Raw genomic sequence first — 17,934 nt, forward strand, 5'->3', positions numbered from 1 at the left:
TCGAAGGGAGGATGCTAGAAATGGCTGTTATTGAAAATCAACTGGAGACGGTAACTTCGGCAGAGCAAGTCACGACCTTTGAGTCCGGCAACGAAATGGCTGCCACCGCCGCCGCCCAGATCAACTATCACATTATGGGTTACTTCCCGATCACGCCTTCCACGGAAGTCGCTCAATATTTGGATCAAATGAAAACTCGTGGTTTGCACGACATCAAGCTGATCGCTGCTGACGGTGAACACGGCTCCGCCGGTATTTGTTACGGCGCTGCTGCCGCTGGTGCCCGCGTCGTCAACGCCACCAGCTCCCAAGGCTTCCTGTACATGCTGGAACAGCTTCCGACTCAATCCGGTACCCGTTTCCCAATGGTGCTTAACCTGGTTACCCGGGCTGTGAGCGGTCCTCTTGATATCCGCGGCGACCACTCCGACTTGTACTATGCTTTGAATACCGGTTGGGTCATCCTGACTGCGCCTACCGCTCAAGCCGTATATGATATGAACATCATGGCACTGAAAATCGCCGAGCACTCCGATGTTCGTCTGCCGGTTATCGTCGCTTACGACGGTTTCTTCACCTCTCACCAAAAACGCAAAGTGCAATACTTCAAAGACAATAAAGTGGTTCAAGGTTTCGTAGGTCCGAACCCGAATATGAACTTCCCGAACGTTTCCGACCCAGCTCATCCGGTAACCATCGGCGCGCACATGGGCGGCGACGATCTGCTGAACAACCACTATCAACTCTCCGAAGCCATCGAGAAGGCTGGGGAAGTGTATGAGCAAGTAGCCCGCGAGTACGCTCTCTTGTCCGGTCGCGAATATCCGGTTCTGGATCTGTACTGCATGGAAGACGCGGAAGTCGCTCTGTTCCTGCTCAACTCCGCTGGCGAATCCGCGAAAGACGTCGTTGACCGTCTGCGGGCAAAAGGCGTGAAGGCCGGTCTTGTTCGTCCGAACATCATCCGTCCGTTCCCGGCTGAACAGCTCCGCAAGGCGCTGAAAAACGTGAAAGCCGTTCTTGTCGGCGAACGTGCTGACTCCTACGGCGGCAAGGGCGCGAACCTGACTCACGAGCTGCGTTCCGCATTGCAAGTGGATAAAGACAACAAAACCATCGTCCTTAGCCGCGTATTCGGTCTCGGCGGCAAAGACTTCTATGCCGATGACGCAGAAGCTTTCTTCCAGCTGACCATCGACGCTGCCGAAAAAGGTTATGCCGAAGTTCCCTTCGACTATTACGGCCAAAACCCGGGCACCGCAGAAACAGTACTGCCTTCCGTGCTTGAACCGCTGCATGGTGACGACTACCGTACCGGTTTGATCACCGTAACCCCGGACGAAGAAACCGGCAAAGTGAAGGTAAAACTGCCTCCGCTGCGTCAATTGACCTCTAAACCGCACCGTCTGTCCACCGGCCACGGCGCATGTCCCGGCTGCGGCGCTCTGTCCGGCATCGAGCTCTTCCTGAAGGGCATTGAAGGCGACGTTGTTCTCTTGATGCAAACGGGCTGCGCATATGTCACAACGGCCAGCTATCCGTATTCGTCTCATAAGCAAACCTTCATCCACAACCTGTTCCAAAACGGCGCGGCAACGGTAGCCGGTGCAGTGGAAGCCTTCTTGGAGCTGAAACGCCGCGGTGAAGTACAAATTTCCGACGACATCACCTTCGTCATGGTATCCGGTGACGGCGGTATGGACATCGGTATGGGCGCTGCTATCGGCTCCGCTCTACGCAACCATAAAATGATCATTCTCGAATACGATAACGAAGGCTACATGAACACCGGTTCCCAATTGTCTTATTCTACTCCGGCCGGTCACATGACCAGCACCTCCGGCGTAGGAAAAGCTCAAAAGGGCAAAGGTGGCCATCACAAGGATACGCCGCAAATCATGGCAGCATGTAACGTTCCTTACGTCTTCACCGCAGCTGAAAGCAACGCCCAAGACTTGCTGCAAAAAGCGGCTAAGGCTCAATGGTACGCCAACAATGTCGGCATGGCTTACGGCAAAATGCTGTGCTCTTGCCCGCTGAACTGGAAAGCCGACGATGCTCTCGGCACCAACATCGTGCAAACTGCTGTCGATTCCTGTTTCTTCCCGCTGTATGAAATCGAAAACGGCATTACCAACATTACTTACGATCCGGAAGCTAAAGGCAAACGCAAACCGGTTACGGATTGGCTGAAGCAAATGGGTAAAACGAAGCACCTGCTGAAAGAAGAAGAAATGCTGAAAGCCTTCGAAAGCGAAGTAGAACGCCGCTGGAGAAGATTGAAAGCAAAGCACGAAAATCCGGAGCTTTAAGTTTCTAAGCTTATCTGCAAAGAAGCTTTTAATTACATGCAAGGTTTCAGATGATTGACGGGTCTATTAAGGCCGGCGGTTGCGGCCGCCGGCCTTTCCCGTTATCAATGAAAATCAATCTCAATACGAAGAGATATCCTCCCGACGAATGTTTTTGTGGAAAACTTCACAACGATTGGATTGTGAATCGATTCATCGTCCAAACCAATGTGAAATTGTTCACAAGTGGCAGGGGAGGCAAGAACAGAAAGGAGCTATTTCGATGGCAGATCAGCAAACGGCACAACCATCCACCTGCTGCTGCGGCGGGGAGAAGACGGACGAAAAGCTGGAGAAAGTCAAAGCCGCAATCGAGAATCTGAAGGGGCTGAAAGGGGCGCTTATTCCAGTCCTCCACGAGGTTCAGGACATTTACGGTTATCTTCCGGAGGACGTGCTGAAACTCGTATCCGCTGAACTGAAGATGTCCTTGGCGGAAATCTATGGAGTTGCGACGTTTTATTCGTTCTTCTCCCTGACGCCTAAGGGTGAACATGTTATCCGCGTCTGCATGGGTACCGCCTGTTACATCAAAGGAGCCCAAGGCCTGCTCGACCGCCTGAGCCAAGAATTGAACGTCCCGGTTAACGGCACGACGGCGGACAACAAGTTCACTCTGGATGCAACCCGTTGCCTTGGCGCCTGCGGTTTGGCACCGGTGCTCACCATCGGGGAAAAGGTTTACGGCCGCTTGACCCCAAACGATGTTCCGAAAATTTTGAAAGAGTACAAATGACGCGCGCGTCAGCATAACGGGAGGTATAGGCATGAAGCTTTTAACGGATCTGGAAGCGATCAAGACCCTGACCCAGGATCGGCTGAACAACCGGCAGAGCACAGCCAGCATCGGCAGCAGCTCCATTGGCATGAGATCGGTGATGGTATGCGGAGGTACCGGGTGTACGTCCTCGGATTCCAACAAAATCATCGCATCCCTGGAGCAGGAAATCGCCAACCACGGCATTGAAGATCGGGTAGAAGTCGTCCGTACCGGTTGTTTCGGTTTGTGCGAACTGGGACCTGTCGTCATCGTGTACCCCGAGGGGGTCTTTTACAGCCGCGTCAGCGTCAAGGATATTCCGGAAGTGGTGGAATCCCACCTGCTGAACGGCAAACCCGTGCAGCGCCTCATCTATGACAAAGCTATCGTAGACGGCGAAATTCAGAAGTTCGAAGAAACCGGTTTCTACAAAAAGCAAGTCCGCATCGCCCTCCGCAACTGCGGCGTTATCGATCCGGAGCGCATTGACGAATATATCGCCCGCGACGGGTACAAAGCGCTGGGCAAGGTGCTCATGACCATGTCCCGCCAGCAAGTCATCGACGAAATGAAAAAGTCGGGACTGCGCGGCCGGGGCGGCGGCGGTTTCCCGACGGGGATGAAGTGGGAGTTCGCAGCCAAGCAGGATAAAGAAGTGAAGTACATGATCTGTAACGCCGACGAAGGCGATCCAGGCGCGTTCATGGACCGTTCGATCCTGGAAGGTGACCCTCACAGCGTCATCGAAGCGATGATCATCGGCGGTTACGCCATCGGAGCAAACCAAGGCTTCGTTTATGTGCGGGCCGAGTATCCCATCGCAGTACAGCGCTTCATGAAAGCGATCAGACAGGCGCGGGAATACGGTCTGTTGGGCGATAACATCATGAATACCGGCTTTAAGTTCGACATCGACGTCCGTCTCGGCGCAGGAGCTTTCGTTTGCGGCGAAGAAACGGCGTTGATGAACTCCATCGAAGGCCGCCGCGGCATGCCGAATCCGAAGCCTCCCTTCCCGGCGGTTGAAGGCTTGTGGGGTCAACCCTCCGTCATCAACAACGTGGAAACCTACGCCAATATTCCGATGATCATTCTCCAAGGCGCCGACTGGTATTCTTCCATCGGTACCGAGAAATCGGAAGGTACGAAGGTTTTCGCCTTGGGCGGCAAAGTCGTTAATACCGGTCTCGTGGAAGTACCTATGGGGATAACGCTGCGCGAGGTTATTTTTGAAATCGGCGGCGGCATTCCGAACGGCAAAAAGTTCAAAGCCGTGCAAACCGGCGGACCTTCCGGCGGCTGTCTCACGGAAGAGCATCTGGACCGCACCATCGACTATGATACCTTAGTCAGCCTCGGTTCGATGATGGGCTCCGGCGGGATGATCGTCATGGACGAAGACACCTGCATGGTGGACGTCGCCCGGTTCTATCTGGATTTCACCCGCGACGAGTCCTGTGGCAAGTGTACACCGTGCCGTGTCGGTACGAAGCGCCTTCTAGAGATTCTCGATAAAATCACCGAGGGCAAAGGCACCATAGAGGATCTGGATAAGCTGGAGAATTTGTCTATACAAATCAAAGCCGCTTCCCTTTGCGGCCTGGGCCAAACGGCTCCCAATCCGGTGCTATCAACCTTGAAATATTTCCGCAACGAATACATGGCGCACATCGCCGAGAAGAAATGTCCGGCTACCGTATGTAAATCGCTCATTTCGTACGAGATCGATTCGGCGCTTTGTACCGGCTGCAGCCTGTGTTCCCGGAAGTGCCCGAATGATGCCATCAGCGGAAAAGTGAAAGAACCGTTTGTCATCGATCAAGCCACCTGCATTAAATGCGGAGTCTGCTTCGATGTGTGTAAGTTCAAAGCTATCGCGAAGGTGTGAGGATAGGAGTGATGAAGATGGACACGGTAAAACTTACGATTGACGGCATTGAAACGGAAGTACCACAAGGCACCACCGTTCTCGAAGCTGCCCGCGAACTTGGCATTCAAGTTCCTTCCTTATGTTATATGAAGGGTGTTAACTGCTCCTCCAGCTGCCGCGTCTGCGTCGTGGAAATGGGACCCAGGATGGTTGCTTCCTGTACGCTGAAAGCGGAAGAGGGCATGAAGATCCAAACCAATACGAAAAAAGTTCGCGATGCCCGCAAAGTCGTCGTCGAGCTTCTGCTTTCCGATCACGAGCGGGAATGTCTCAGCTGTACCCGCAGCGGCAATTGCGAGCTGCAAGCCGTTTCTAATGATCTCAATATCCGCGAAATCCGTTATACCGGCGGCAAATCCAAAACGGCAGTGGACTACACGTCCCCTTCCATCGCCCGGGACGCATCCAAGTGCATCCTGTGCGGCCGCTGTATCGGCGCTTGCGGCAACATTCAATCGGTTCACGCCATCGGCTTCTCTAAGCGTGGTTTTGATACCACCGTTGGTCCGGCTTTCGGCCGTTCTCTGAACGATTCGGAATGCGTAAACTGCGGCCAGTGCATCATGGCTTGCCCAGTAGGTGCCCTTCACGAAATCGAGAACATCAACGACGTTTGGAAAGCCATCGCGAACCCTGATCAGTTCGTCGTCGTTCAAACGGCTCCGGCTGTCCGTGTTGCCTTGGGCGAAGAATTCGGCTATCCGGTAGGAACCCGCGTTACGGGCAAAATGGTTTCCGCTCTGCGCAAGCTGGGCTTCGACAAAGTGTTCGATACCAACTTTGCTGCCGACTTGACGATTATGGAGGAAGGCACCGAGTTGATCCACCGACTGAACGGCGGCGGCACTCTGCCTTTGATGACTTCCTGTTGTCCGGGTTGGGTGAAGTTCGTCGAGCACAACTTCCCGAGCCAACTCGATAATCTCTCCAGCTGCAAATCGCCGCATCAAATGGAAGGCGCGATGATCAAGACCTATTTTGCAGAAAAAATGGGCGTTGATCCGAAGAAGATCGTTACGGTTTCCATCATGCCTTGTACGGCGAAGAAGTTCGAAGGCCAACGGAATGAACTCTCCCACGAAGAAATGCAGGATGTCGATTACGTTCTGACCACCCGCGAGCTGGCCATGATGATCAAGGAAGCCGGCATCGACTTCCGCAACCTGAAGGGCGATACTTTCGATCACCCGATGGGCGAAGGCTCCGGCGCTGGCGTCATCTTCGGCGCAACCGGCGGTGTAGCGGAAGCCGCTCTGCGGACGGTGTTCGAAGTGATTGCAGGAAAAGAACTGAACACCATCGAATATACCGCAGTACGCGGCATGGATGGGATTAAAGAAAACGTCATCGAGCTGCCGGACGGCCGGAAAATCCGTACCGCCGTTGTCCACGGCCTAGGCAATGCCCGCAAGCTGATGGAAGCCATCGAGAGAGGCGAAAAAGCTTATGAGTTTATCGAAGTGATGGCCTGCCCTGGCGGCTGCATCACCGGCGGGGGTCAACCGATCGTCGACGCCAAGACATCGGAAATGATCAACGTGAAGGCAGAACGGGCGAAATCAATCTACGACGAAGACAAGGATCTGCCGGTTCGCAAGTCACATCTTAACCCTTATATTAAAACCATCTATGAAGAGTTTCTGGGCAAGCCGAACAGCCATCTGGCTCACGAGCTCCTGCATACCCACTATATCGATCGTTCGAAAAAATAGTAGCTGTTGACTTGGCGCCGGTTGGAAAGTCCGATTTTCATTTTTCCGCCGGCGCTTTTTTTCATACCGATGGGCAATACGGATAGGCATATCTGAAGAGCAGATCATACAGGCTCTTTTGACACGAGGAGGGAAAGCGACATGAGAGAAGGATGGGAAGAAGCAGCGTTTATTGACGACGAGGAGATTTTAAGCAGTTTGGAAGCGGCTGAGGAGCTGGCAAAGGATTCGGTTTATGTGAAAGGCCTGCTGGAAAAAGCAAAAAGCTGCAAAGGACTGTCCCACCGGGAAGCAGCGGTTCTTTTGAATGCCCAGGATCATGAGGTTTTAGAAGAATTGTTCAAGACGGCTCGAATGATCAAAGAGAGAATATACGGCAACCGCATTGTTTTATTTGCGCCTTTATATATCAGTAATTATTGCGTCAACGATTGTGAGTATTGCGGCTACAAGCACTCTAACGAAGATTTTTTCCGCAGAAAACTCAGCATGGGTGAACTGGCGGACGAAGTTCGCGTGTTGCAAGAACTCGGTCATAAACGGCTGGTGTTGGAAGCCGGCGAGGACCCGCAAAACTGCTCGATCGATTATGTTTTGGAAGCGATCCGTACTGTTTACTCCGTAAAAGTGGATAACGGCAGCATCCGTCGGGTCAATATCAATATCGCTGCTACGACGGTGGAAGATTACAAGAAATTGCATGAAGCTGAGGTAGGGACTTACATCCTGTTCCAAGAAACCTATCATCGCCCCACTTACCGGAAGCTCCACGTCAAAGGGCCGAAGCATGATTACGACTGGCACACGACGGCCATGGACCGGGCGCAAATGGGCGGCCTTGATGATGTCGGCGTCGGCGTCCTTTACGGGCTGTACGACCACAAATACGATACGGTAGCCATGCTCATGCATGCGGAGCATTTGGAGGAGCGCTTCGGCGTCGGCCCCCATACCGTCTCCGTGCCGCGTTTGCGCCCTGCTGAGGGCGTGACGCTGGAAAAGTACCCCCACATGGTAAAAGACGACGATTTCAAACGGATCGTCGCCGTATTGCGGCTGGCTGTTCCTTACGCCGGAATGATTCTCTCCACTCGGGAGGAGCCCGTTTTCCGGGATGAAGTGATCAAGCTGGGCATCTCGCAAATCAGCGCCGGTTCTTGCACAGGTGTTGGCGGCTATATGGAAACCCAGGATGAATCGCGGGAAAAAGAGAAGCCCCAATTTGAAGTAGGTGACCATCGTTCGCCTCAGGAAATCATTCGAGGGTTGTGTCAAGACGGTTATGTGCCCAGTTACTGCACGGCGTGCTACCGGGAAGGCCGCACCGGCGACCGGTTCATGCGTTTGGCCAAAACGGGGCAGATTCACAACATTTGCCAGCCGAATTCACTTTTGACTTTTAAAGAATATTTGCTGGATTACGCCGATGAAGAGACGAAACGGCTAGGCGAGGAAATCATCCGCAAAGGGTTGGAGGATATTCCGAAGGAAGCCGCCCGCAAAGCGACGGTTGATCGTTTGGCTCGTTTGGAAAAAGGCGAACGGGATCTGCGGTTTTAATGAAGAGACGGCAAAGCCGTCGTTCACTAGTGAAATTTGGGAGAGATCGGTTTATGCGCGAAGACGGAAAACACCGGATCGAACACGATGCTCTTGGCACCCTTGAGGTGGATTCGGATGTCTATTACGGCATCCATACGACTCGGGCCCTCGCCAATTTTCCCGTGAGTGGGAGACCTTTTAACCGACAGCTTCTTCAGGGGCTTTTGATCGTGAAAAAAGCGGCTGCCATGGCGCATCGGAAAATCCGCACCTATCCGGCGGAGACCGCGGATGCCATCATCGCGGCTTGCGATGAGGCGCTATCGGGACATTTTGCCGATCAATTTCCGGTGGACGCTCTGCAAGGCGGGGCCGGGACTTCTACCAATATGAACGTGAACGAAGTGATTGCCAACCGGGCGGAGGAGTTTCTAGGCGGACGGAGGGGCGAGTACAAGCAGGTGCACCCGTTGGATCATGTAAACTGCGCCCAATCCACCAACGACGTCTATCCGACGGCACTCAGAATCGCGGCAATCGGGCTTTTGCGGCGGGTGAGCCAGGCGTTTGCAACGCTGCAAGAGGCGCTGCAAGAGAAGGAACAGGAATTCGCCGGCGTCCTGAAGCTGGGACGGACCGAGCTGATGGATGCTCTGCCGATGATGGCTGGGCAAGGCTTTGGCGCTTACGCCAAAGCCATCGCCAGGGACCGCTGGCGGTTGTACAAGGCGGAAGAACGCCTACGGGAAACGAACATTGGCGGCACAGCCATCGGCACCGGTATGAATGCGCCGCAAAAATACGTTTTTTATGTCACTGATATTCTCCAGGAGCTGACGGGGTACGGGATCGCCCGCAGCGAGTTTCCTATGGATCCGACGCAAAACATGGACGTTTTCGTGGAGGTATCCGGCCTCCTGAAGGCGGCGGCGGTCAATTTGCTTAAGCTTACCGGTGATTTGCGGCTTTTGGCCAGCGGTCCGGCCGGGGGTCTTGGCGAGCTGACGCTGCCCGCTGTTCAAGCTGGGTCCTCCATCATGCCGGGCAAAGTCAACCCGGTGATGGCGGAGATGGCCGCCCAGGCCGCTATGCGGGTGATCGCCAACGATACGGCTATCACGATGGCTGCGGGAGCCGGACAGTTGGAGCTGAATGCCTTCGTGCCGCTGATCGCCGAGTCGCTGCTGGAATCTCTTGAGATTCTGGCTGGCGCTGTCGAGCTCTTGGATACCCGCGGCATCCGCGGCATCGTCATCGACGCCGAACGTTGCCGGGAACATTTGGAGCGTTCCTCGGTGCTGGCAACTGCGCTTATCGGCCACATCGGCTACGAGAAGAGCGCCGAGATCGCCGTCAAAGCGCAGCAGGAACACCGCACGGTGCGGGAGGTACTTTCCCGGGAAGAGCTGCTTCCGGAAGAGCGCATCGCGGATATTTTGAACCCGTATCAAGTGACGAAGCCCGGCATACCCGGCGGTTCCGGCGCCAGCGGCAAGCAATGAAATTGAACTTATTAGTGGATTGCCGTTAATGGAACGGAGGAAATTTGAACTGGAGGAGCGTCAGCGTTCGCCTTTGTTTTCGGATTTCTCCATTCAACATATGGCTCTAATCAAGAAATCGGAAAACAACAGCGACCGGAAGTTTAAATTGTCCGCAGTTCTGACTACGCAATAGCCAAGATTTTAAGTTCAGGAGGAGTCCCCATGAGCATGAATGAAACGCCACGCTCCAACCGGCTTCATATCGCTTTATTCGGACGCCGGAATGCCGGCAAGTCCAGCGTCATCAATGCCATCGTCAAACAGGACATCGCTGTCGTTTCCCCGGTGCTGGGGACAACGACAGACCCGGTCTATAAGGCGATGGAGCTTTTGCCTATCGGTCCGGTCGTATTAATCGACACCGCGGGGCTGGACGATGAAGGCGAGCTGGGCGAGCTGCGCAAACAGAAAACCTATGAAGTGCTGAACAAAACGGATATGGCTTTGTTGATTATAGATTCCACCGTGGGTGTGACCGCCTTTGACCGGGACATTGCTGACAAGCTTCGCAGCAAGTCCATTCCCGCCATTGCCGTGCTGAACAAAATCGACCTTCTGCCTCATGGAAGCGAGGAGTCGCTGAAACAGTTGGCAGTTGCAGCAAAAGAAGAACTGAACCTGTTGCCGATTCCGGTATCCGCGGCAGTCGGACAGCAGGGCATCTCTGAGTTGAAAAAAGCCATCACCCAAGCGGTGCCGGACGAGGAAGACAAATTCCGCATCGTTGGCGATCTTCTCTCTCCCGGTGATCTGGTAGTGCTGGTCGTACCTATCGATAAAGCCGCGCCTAAGGGGCGGTTGATATTGCCTCAGCAGCAGGTGATTCGGGATATTCTCGAGAGTGACGCCATTTCTGTCGTCACCAAGGAGCATGAGCTGCGCCAGACCCTGGAAAGCTTGGGCCGCAAGCCGCGGATGGTCATTACCGATTCTCAGGTATTCCTCAAGGTAGCGGCGGATACTCCGAAAGATATCCCGCTAACCTCCTTCTCCATTTTATTTGCACGTCACAAGGGAGACTTGGAGCAATTGGTTCGGGGCGCCCGAGCCATCGATGGGTTGAAGGACGGCGACAAAGTGCTGATCGCGGAATCATGTACGCACCACCAACAGCCTGACGACATCGGCAAGGTGAAAATCCCCCGCTGGATTCTGCAAGCGACGGGCAAGCAAATCCAGTTCGACTTCGCCAACGGGATGAAATTTCCGGACAATGTGCGCGACTATTCGTTAATCGTACACTGTGGCGGCTGCATGCTGAACCGCAGGCAGATGCTGTGGCGTATCGAACAGGCGGAAGAAGCAGGAGTGCCCATTGTCAATTATGGCGTAGCTATCGCCCATGTTCAGGGCATTTTGGAACGGGCCATCTCGCCTTTTCCGCTAGCGCGGCTGGCGTGGGAAGAAAGCGGAGTCTTATAAGCTGATTACGGCCAAAAACAATAAATCATCGTTCAGCAATCCGGTTCGGGAACAAGATGTCTTTTCCCGGTCGGATTTTTTTTTATTATGACAGGTTGAAATTTGTAACGTTTGTCTACCCTTATTCGAATAACTAGTATAGGACAGAAGAAAGGAGGGATGCGCGGGTATGCACCAAGAGGAAGAAGTCAGGCTCTATGCCATAGGAGACCGTTCGGCCTTCGAAGCGTTGGCGGTTCACTGGCGAAAGCCGGCCATTCGGTTTGCCATGCAAATGACAGGGGATTATTACGCTGCGGAGGATCTGGTGCAGGACGTCTTTGCCTACCTTTACGTCTATCCGGAAAAATATCATTTTCGCGCATCCTTCCAAACGTATCTATTCACCCTGGTGCGTAATAAATCCATCGACTATTTGCGGAAAAACCGCCGGATGATTCCCGATGAAGCCGTGGCCGAGCGATTGGCGGCAGTTTCGGTTGAAGATGCTGATGATCCGGAATGGGCACTTTTGCATAACGAGCAAAGTCAGGAGCTGCGGCGGTATCTGGCGATGCTGAAAAGTGACGAACGCACGGCCATCTATCTGGTCGATCTCGAAGGGGTGAGCGGCAGCGATGCGGCGCGCATCATGAGCAAAAATCCGGCGGCGTTCCGGGTGATGCTCCATCGGGCACGGAAAAAGCTGAAGAAACGATACGAAGAGGAGGGATGGGGACGTGAGTGGGAACGGAATGTCGGAAGATCGGAAGTTTCTGGATGAAGTTTATGCCAAGGCCCGATTGCTGGCTTTTGATAAAAAAGAAGAAGAAAAAGTCAGGCAAAATCGTGCCAAGCTTGCCAAGAGGCGGAGATTGAAGATTGCAGCAGGAACTGTTTTGGCCGTTGGAGGCTATCTGTTTTTGTATGATAGCGCGTATAGTCTATCCGCTTGCTTCATTCTCTCCTTTGCGTTGGCGGTCGTCGGAATCGTGGCAGATAGGGTGGAAATGCGGCTCGTCAGTGAGGAATGGAGGAAATGATATGGATGTCATGATCGAAAAGGTTACAAAGACCTTCGGAGGAAAGAAAGCGCTGGATGCGGTCAGCATGCATCTGGGTGAAGGCATCCATGGCTTGCTTGGGCCAAACGGCGCTGGGAAAACAACCCTGATGCGGCTCTTGGCTACGCTGCTCACTCCGTCGGAGGGGAAGGTAACCATAGACGGGATCGCCCTGCAGGAGAAAAGCCGGATACGCGAAGCGGTGGGCTATCTGCCCCAGGAGTTTGCTTTTTACCCGGGGATGTCGGTGCAGGAGGCATTGGATTATTTGGCGGTTTTGTCGGGGATGGGGGGCCGGTTGGAGCGGAAAAAGCGAATTGCCGTGCTGCTGGAACAGGTCAACCTGCAAAACCATCGAAAAACCAAGGTGCGGGCACTGTCCGGGGGTATGAAGCGCCGGTTAGGCGTGGCCCAGGCAATGATCCATGAGCCAAGGCTCCTAATCGTGGACGAGCCTACCGCTGGTCTCGATCCTGAGGAGCGGGTGCGTTTTCGGCATTTGCTTAACGGTTTTGCCAAGGGCCGGACCATTTTGCTCTCCACCCATGTGGTGGAAGACGTGGAATCCACCTGTGAGCAGGTGACCGTACTGCGTCAAGGGACGGTCCGTTATCACGGCCCCGTGTTCGAGTTGAATCGTTTGGCGGACGGCCGGGTTTGGTCGGGTGTGCTGTCTCGGGAGGCCTACGAGCAAGTTCGGCTCGCCTATCCGGTATTGGCTGCGGTGACGGAGGGCGACGGCATGCGTCTCCGACTATTGGCGGAGAATCAGCCTTTTGAACAGGCAGAACCCGTACGGCCTTCCATTGAAGACGGCTACTTCTGTTTGATGCAGGGGGAGGCGAGTCCGGCTTGATCACGCTCATCGGAAAAGAAATGCGGCTGTTGTTGCGTAACGTCGTCTTCTATTTAATGGTTGTTGCCGCCGGGTTGTTTTACTTTTCGCAATATGCCGCTCCGGAAACGTGGAGAGATTTGAAAGCACCGGAGATGCCGCAGCTTACGGCTGAAGGGAATTACGGCTACGCGCCAATGACGGACGCGAAGAGGTTGGCGGAAACCAATCAAGGTATGATGCAGAGAGACTTGGATTCGGGCAGGTTCATGAAGTATACATTCGGCTTCGGCAGAAACGAAAAGCTTTCCGCTAAGGAAAAGGGATACTTTCAGGAAGCCATCGCAAAGCTGGATCCGATCATCGCCAATCCGGATTCCTATACGGCTTACGATGTTGAGGCTATCAGCATCGGGTTGAACAAAAAGCTGGGTGGGACTACGCACTATGCGCCGGGTATGTACACATCCCTTTTGCCCATTGAAACCAAGGAAGAAGCGGAAAAGATCTACGCCGATAACATGCGGCGGTACAATGAAAAAGTCGCGCAACATCAACTATACCCGGGAGCAGCGAGACTGTTTTGCGATTATGTGGGGATGACAGCGGGGATTTTCCCGGTATTCATCTCGGCTTTTATCCTGACGAGAGATAAGTCGAGCCGGATGCATGAGTTGATTTACAGTCGGAAAATCTCGGCTTGGAAATACGTTGGCGGCAAATTCGTCGCACTGGGACTGCTCCTCTCTGTTATATATTTGCTTTTTGCCGTCGCTGCCGCCTTTCAGACCGTAGGTGCTTTGAATCAGGAAAAAGAGTTGTGGACTGTTTTACCGGTATTCATCGGGTATGCGGCGGGTTGGCTGCTGCCTACGATCTGGATGACGACGGCCTTCGGGATGTTCATCAACGTACTGTTTCGCAGAGGGATTGTGGCGATTCCTTTGCAACTGGTCTGGTGGTTTCTCTCTGTAATGCCGCTAACCGGATCATACGGGTTGGAGAAGCTGTTCCTCCGGTTTAATACACCCGATGAATATGAGCTGTTCCGGGATTCCTTGCGGGATATTACGCTGAATCGCATCAGCTATGGGGTGGTTGCTTTTGTTTTGGCGGCAGGGGCCGCCTTATTGTGGGAGCGGAACCGCAGCCGCAGCGCCGGCAAGGATGGCAGAAAGCGCAAGAGCAAAGGCAAAGATCGCCTGATCGGGGAAGAAAGTCTGCGATCCTATGAGCCGGGGTTCGAGGCTTCGCTGCGATGAATCGTCTCCTGCCTGCTCTCTTCCGCCATAATGTGAAGCTTCTTGCCAATGTCTATTGGCTTTTGGCCGCCTGCTTCATCTTGCTCGTGCCGCTTGTTCAGGATCCCACCTTGCTCAATTCTAAAGAGATGGGCAGATGGGGCGAAATGGTCCTTTCCTTGATCGGACTGCTGCTCTATCCCCATCTGGCCCTTATGGAAGAGGGCGGGATCGGCGAAACCGCCTTTGCCAAGCGGGTTCCCGCCGCATGGGTGCTCGCGCTGCGCTGGCTCCTGACCGCCGCCTATTCGGCGCTGCTCGTCGCGGCTCTTGCCGCATGCCTGCGGTGGGCGGGAGCAGCGATCGCTCCCGGCCCGATCATCGCAGGCACAGCGCTCACCGCCGCCGGTCTCGGCGCTTGCGGCATGCTGGCGGCCTTCCTCGCCCGCAGCGCCACCGCCGGTTATATTGCCGCCTTTGCCTGGTATCTGTTGGATATGATGACCAAGGGCAAGCTAACCGGTAAGCTGTACCTGTTCAGCATGGCGTCGGGCGAGTGGAACAATGACAAACTGTGGCTAGGGCTGGTTGCACTGGGTGTCGTCCTCGCCATCGCCGTTCTTCTTCCCAAGCTTCGCATGGAGTAATAGCAGCCGTATAATTGGCGTCCATATCTGAACCGCTTTTTCTCTCTTAGGGAGATGAAGCGGTTTTTCGTTTTAACCAGACCATACGACATGGAATTACGGCAAAATTTCTCATATGGCCGTTAATAGTAGTTAGTAGCGGATGCCCATTTTCCGAGGAACAATTTATGAACAATAAAAAACTGTGACCGGCGTCATAAATCCAGATGGAAAAATCGGATAAGGTAACTTCAGCTTTTGTTGGGATACTGCAGCAAAAATAGACTTCTGAATAGAAGAAATCGGGCAAACGTCAGGTCACGATATAGGCAAGGAGAGTGGAATTGATCTGCGGGGTCCAAAGAGGATTCGTTTTTTTATCTCTCAGTGTGTGATTGTTTTCACATAATCAACCGGCAAGCCCTTTTATACTAGGAGTAACTTATAACAAACCATACAGATAAAAGAGGCTATACGGATAGGAGGAACAAAGGATGGCAGGAACAGAAAAACAACGTTTGGTACTCATTGGCAACGGCATGGCTGGGGTAGGAACCTTGGAGCAAATCATAAAGCTTGCCCCGAGCCGGTTTGACATCACGGTAATCGGCAAGGAGCCGTACCCCAATTACAACCGGATTCAGCTGTCCTATGTTCTGGAAGGCAGCAAAACTATCGATGATATCGTCTTGAACGGCTACGACTGGTACCGGGACAATGGAATAACGCTCCATACCGGCAAGGAAGCGGTGCGTATTGATACAGAAACAAAACGAGTGCAACTGGACGACGAATCCGAGATCGAATACGACTCGCTGATCGTCGCCACAGGCTCGGTTCCCTTTATTCTGCCCGTGCCGGGAGCGGACAAGGATGGCGTCATCGGCTTCCGCGACATCGCCGATTGTGAGAAGATGTTAGCTGCTGCTGAGTTAGGCGGCAAAGCCGCTGTCATCGGCGGCGGACTGCTCGGTCTGGAAGCGGCCAAGGGCCTCTCCAAGCTGGGGATGGACGTCACTGTTGTGCATATTTTCGATGAGTTGATGGAACGGCAGCTTGATCCGACAGCATCTCTGATGCTCAAAAACGAGCTTGCCGAGCAAGGCTTGAAATTTGCCACCGGCAAGCAGACGGCGGAAATTCTTGGCGACGAAAAAGTAACCGGCCTCCGTTTCAGTGACGGAAGTGAACTGGAAGCGGATTTCGTCGTGATGGCCGTAGGGATTCGCCCTAACACAGTACTTGCAAAAACGAGCGGTATCGAAGTTAACCGCGGTATCGTAGTGAACGATTTCATGGCATCATCTGCACCGGATGTTTATTCTGTAGGAGAATGCACCGAGCATCGCGGCATTTGTTACGGGCTAGTGGCCCCGTTGTTTGAGCAGGGAATGGTTTTGGCCAAAACCCTTTGCGGCGTGGAAACGGCTCCCTATACCGGCTCCGTTTTGTCGACGAAGCTGAAAATCTCCGGCGTTGACGTGTTCTCGGCCGGCGAATTCATGGATCAGCCCGATCTGTCGGTGGTGAAGATGCAGGATGACTGGAAGCGAACCTACAAAAAGGTACTGCTTCGGGATAACCGCATCGTTGGCGGTGTATTGTTCGGCGATGTGACGGAAGCTCCTAAAGTGCAGCAATGGATTCGTGCAGGAGCGGAAATGACGGAAGACATTTATGCCCGGCTGATGGGCACGGTAACGACAGACCCAGGAAGCGCCGTGGCGGAGATGGCCGACGATGAAATCGTCTGCGGCTGCAAAGGCGTAACCAAAGGACAGATCGTCGGTGCTATCCGCGAAAACGGCCTCACGACGGTCGACCAAGTGAAAAAATGCACAGGGGCCTCCAGCTCCTGCGGCGGCTGCCGTCCGGTAGTGGAGCAAATCCTCCAGCACGTGCTGGGCGATGCCTTCGACAGTAGCGCCGGAAAAACAGGCATCTGCGAGTGCACGCCGCTCAGCCGGGATGAAATCGTCGCCGCTATCCGGGACAAGGGGCTAACCACTATCAAAGAAGTGATGAACGTTCTGGAGTGGAGCAATCCGGAAGGTTGCTCCTCCTGCCGTCCTGCCCTTAACTACTACTTGGGCATGCTGGCTCCAGCGGAATACCGGGATGAGAGGGAAAGCCGCTTCGTCAACGAACGCTATCACGCCAATATCCAGAAGGATGGCACTTTTACTGTTGTTCCCCGGATGTACGGCGGTGTGACAACACCCGAGGATTTGAAAAAAATCGCCGACGTCGCCGTGAAATATGACGTGAAGATGGTTAAGGTCACCGGCGGGCAGCGCCTCGACTTGATCGGGGTGAAAAAAGAAGATTTGCCGCAGGTGTGGGAAGAACTGGATATGCCTTCCGGTTATGCCTATGCCAAAGCGCTGCGTACCGTGAAAACCTGTGTCGGCAACCGTTTTTGCCGGTTCGGCACCCAGGATTCCATCGGTCTTGGCATCGATTTGGAGAAAAAATTCGAGCGTCTCGACATGCCGGCTAAATTGAAGATGGCGGTCAATGGATGTCCTCGGAACTGCGCAGAGTCCAGCACGAAGGATGTGGGGATCGTCGGAAATGACGGCGGATGGGAGATCTACGTCGGTGGAAACGGTGGGATCAAAGCCCGGCTGGCTGATCTCTTTTGTAAAGTGAAGACGACGGAGGAATTGATGGAAATCACCGGCGCGTTCCTGCAGTACTACCGGGAGAATGCTAAGTACTTGGAGCGGACCTCGGATTTCGTGGAACGTGTCGGTCTCGCAAGCATTCACCAAGTGGTTGTGGAGAATGCGGAGACCCGGAAAGAGCTTAACGCGCGCATTGAATTGGCGCTGTCCCGGACCCGCGAGCCTTGGTCGGCGGTGGTAAACGACAAAGAGACGAAAGAGAAGCTCTTTATCGGTTTGGAAGCGGAAGCTGTCCGCTAAA

14 protein-coding genes are annotated in these 17,934 nt (G+C 53.8%); all 14 read left to right on the top strand.

Annotated features, from left to right (window positions below; all coding sequences use genetic code 11):
• Window positions 1-20: 20 nt before the first annotated feature.
• Entirely contained in the window at window positions 21-2,312 is a 2,292-nt protein-coding gene (locus tag TJ79_RS19855) for a thiamine pyrophosphate-dependent enzyme (RefSeq protein WP_040952084.1), read from the top strand.
• Window positions 2,313-2,574: 262 nt separating this feature from the next.
• Window positions 2,575-3,087, top strand: a complete 513-nt coding sequence (nuoE, locus tag TJ79_RS19860) for an NADH-quinone oxidoreductase subunit NuoE (protein ID WP_040952085.1) — start codon at window positions 2,575-2,577, stop codon at window positions 3,085-3,087.
• 31 nt (window positions 3,088-3,118) lie between these two features.
• Window positions 3,119-4,999, top strand: a complete 1,881-nt coding sequence (gene nuoF, locus TJ79_RS19865; protein ID WP_081757027.1) for an NADH-quinone oxidoreductase subunit NuoF — start codon at window positions 3,119-3,121, stop codon at window positions 4,997-4,999.
• 17 nt (window positions 5,000-5,016) lie between these two features.
• Window positions 5,017-6,753 carry an NADH-dependent [FeFe] hydrogenase, group A6 gene (locus TJ79_RS19870; protein WP_040952086.1) on the top strand — a complete coding sequence of 579 codons (1,737 nt, stop codon included), beginning with the start codon at window positions 5,017-5,019 and terminating at the stop codon, window positions 6,751-6,753.
• Window positions 6,754-6,894: 141 nt separating this feature from the next.
• The gene (hydG, locus tag TJ79_RS19875) at window positions 6,895-8,313 is read left to right on the top strand and encodes a [FeFe] hydrogenase H-cluster radical SAM maturase HydG (protein ID WP_040952087.1); all 1,419 of its coding nucleotides are present in this window, start codon (window positions 6,895-6,897) and stop codon (window positions 8,311-8,313) included.
• A 53-nt stretch (window positions 8,314-8,366) separates the two neighbouring features.
• Window positions 8,367-9,797: an aspartate ammonia-lyase gene (locus TJ79_RS19880; RefSeq protein ID WP_040952088.1), complete on the top strand. Its 1,431-nt coding sequence runs from the start codon at window positions 8,367-8,369 to the stop codon at window positions 9,795-9,797.
• A 28-nt stretch (window positions 9,798-9,825) separates the two neighbouring features.
• Window positions 9,826-9,972, top strand: a complete 147-nt coding sequence (locus TJ79_RS28250; RefSeq protein WP_238323083.1) for a hypothetical protein — start codon at window positions 9,826-9,828, stop codon at window positions 9,970-9,972.
• A 29-nt stretch (window positions 9,973-10,001) separates the two neighbouring features.
• On the top strand, window positions 10,002-11,261 hold the full coding sequence (hydF, locus tag TJ79_RS19885; RefSeq protein ID WP_040952089.1) for a [FeFe] hydrogenase H-cluster maturation GTPase HydF: 1,260 nt from the start codon (window positions 10,002-10,004) through the stop codon (window positions 11,259-11,261).
• 169 nt (window positions 11,262-11,430) lie between these two features.
• Window positions 11,431-12,024, top strand: a complete 594-nt coding sequence (locus tag TJ79_RS19890; RefSeq protein WP_040952090.1) for an RNA polymerase sigma factor — start codon at window positions 11,431-11,433, stop codon at window positions 12,022-12,024.
• Complete coding sequence (locus tag TJ79_RS19895) at window positions 11,981-12,283, top strand: hypothetical protein (RefSeq protein ID WP_155987968.1); 303 nt, start codon at window positions 11,981-11,983, stop codon at window positions 12,281-12,283. Before TJ79_RS19890 ends, TJ79_RS19895 begins: the two co-directional genes overlap by 44 nt.
• A 1-nt stretch (window position 12,284) precedes the next feature.
• Window positions 12,285-13,160 carry an ABC transporter ATP-binding protein gene (locus TJ79_RS19900; protein WP_040952092.1) on the top strand — a complete coding sequence of 292 codons (876 nt, stop codon included), beginning with the start codon at window positions 12,285-12,287 and terminating at the stop codon, window positions 13,158-13,160.
• Window positions 13,157-14,401, top strand: coding sequence for an ABC transporter permease (locus TJ79_RS19905; RefSeq protein ID WP_040952093.1), 1,245 nt, complete (start codon window positions 13,157-13,159; stop codon window positions 14,399-14,401). Before TJ79_RS19900 ends, TJ79_RS19905 begins: the two co-directional genes overlap by 4 nt.
• Window positions 14,398-15,027, top strand: coding sequence for a hypothetical protein (locus tag TJ79_RS19910; protein ID WP_040952094.1), 630 nt, complete (start codon window positions 14,398-14,400; stop codon window positions 15,025-15,027). The genes TJ79_RS19905 and TJ79_RS19910 overlap by 4 nt, the downstream gene beginning before the upstream one ends.
• Window positions 15,028-15,500: 473 nt before the next feature.
• On the top strand, window positions 15,501-17,933 hold the full coding sequence (gene nirB / locus TJ79_RS19915; RefSeq protein WP_040952095.1) for a nitrite reductase large subunit NirB: 2,433 nt from the start codon (window positions 15,501-15,503) through the stop codon (window positions 17,931-17,933).
• Window position 17,934 lies beyond the last annotated feature (1 nt).

Source organism: Gorillibacterium massiliense, from assembly GCF_000455485.1.
Lineage (GTDB): Bacteria > Bacillota > Bacilli > Paenibacillales > NBRC-103111 > Gorillibacterium > Gorillibacterium massiliense.

What these genes read in the sequence shown, in the direction of transcription:
- TJ79_RS19855 (WP_040952084.1), top strand. Translation starts at nt 21, where the DNA reads ATGGCTGTTATTGAAAATCAACTGGAGACGGTAACTTCGGCAGAGCAA.
- nuoE (WP_040952085.1), top strand. Translation starts at nt 2,575, where the DNA reads ATGGCAGATCAGCAAACGGCACAACCATCCACCTGCTGCTGCGGCGGG.
- nuoF (WP_081757027.1), top strand. Translation starts at nt 3,119, where the DNA reads ATGAAGCTTTTAACGGATCTGGAAGCGATCAAGACCCTGACCCAGGAT.
- TJ79_RS19870 (WP_040952086.1), top strand. Translation starts at nt 5,017, where the DNA reads ATGGACACGGTAAAACTTACGATTGACGGCATTGAAACGGAAGTACCA.
- hydG (WP_040952087.1), top strand. Translation starts at nt 6,895, where the DNA reads ATGAGAGAAGGATGGGAAGAAGCAGCGTTTATTGACGACGAGGAGATT.
- TJ79_RS19880 (WP_040952088.1), top strand. Translation starts at nt 8,367, where the DNA reads ATGCGCGAAGACGGAAAACACCGGATCGAACACGATGCTCTTGGCACC.
- TJ79_RS28250 (WP_238323083.1), top strand. Translation starts at nt 9,826, where the DNA reads ATGGAACGGAGGAAATTTGAACTGGAGGAGCGTCAGCGTTCGCCTTTG.
- hydF (WP_040952089.1), top strand. Translation starts at nt 10,002, where the DNA reads ATGAGCATGAATGAAACGCCACGCTCCAACCGGCTTCATATCGCTTTA.
- TJ79_RS19890 (WP_040952090.1), top strand. Translation starts at nt 11,431, where the DNA reads ATGCACCAAGAGGAAGAAGTCAGGCTCTATGCCATAGGAGACCGTTCG.
- TJ79_RS19900 (WP_040952092.1), top strand. Translation starts at nt 12,285, where the DNA reads ATGGATGTCATGATCGAAAAGGTTACAAAGACCTTCGGAGGAAAGAAA.
- TJ79_RS19910 (WP_040952094.1), top strand. Translation starts at nt 14,398, where the DNA reads ATGAATCGTCTCCTGCCTGCTCTCTTCCGCCATAATGTGAAGCTTCTT.
- nirB (WP_040952095.1), top strand. Translation starts at nt 15,501, where the DNA reads ATGGCAGGAACAGAAAAACAACGTTTGGTACTCATTGGCAACGGCATG.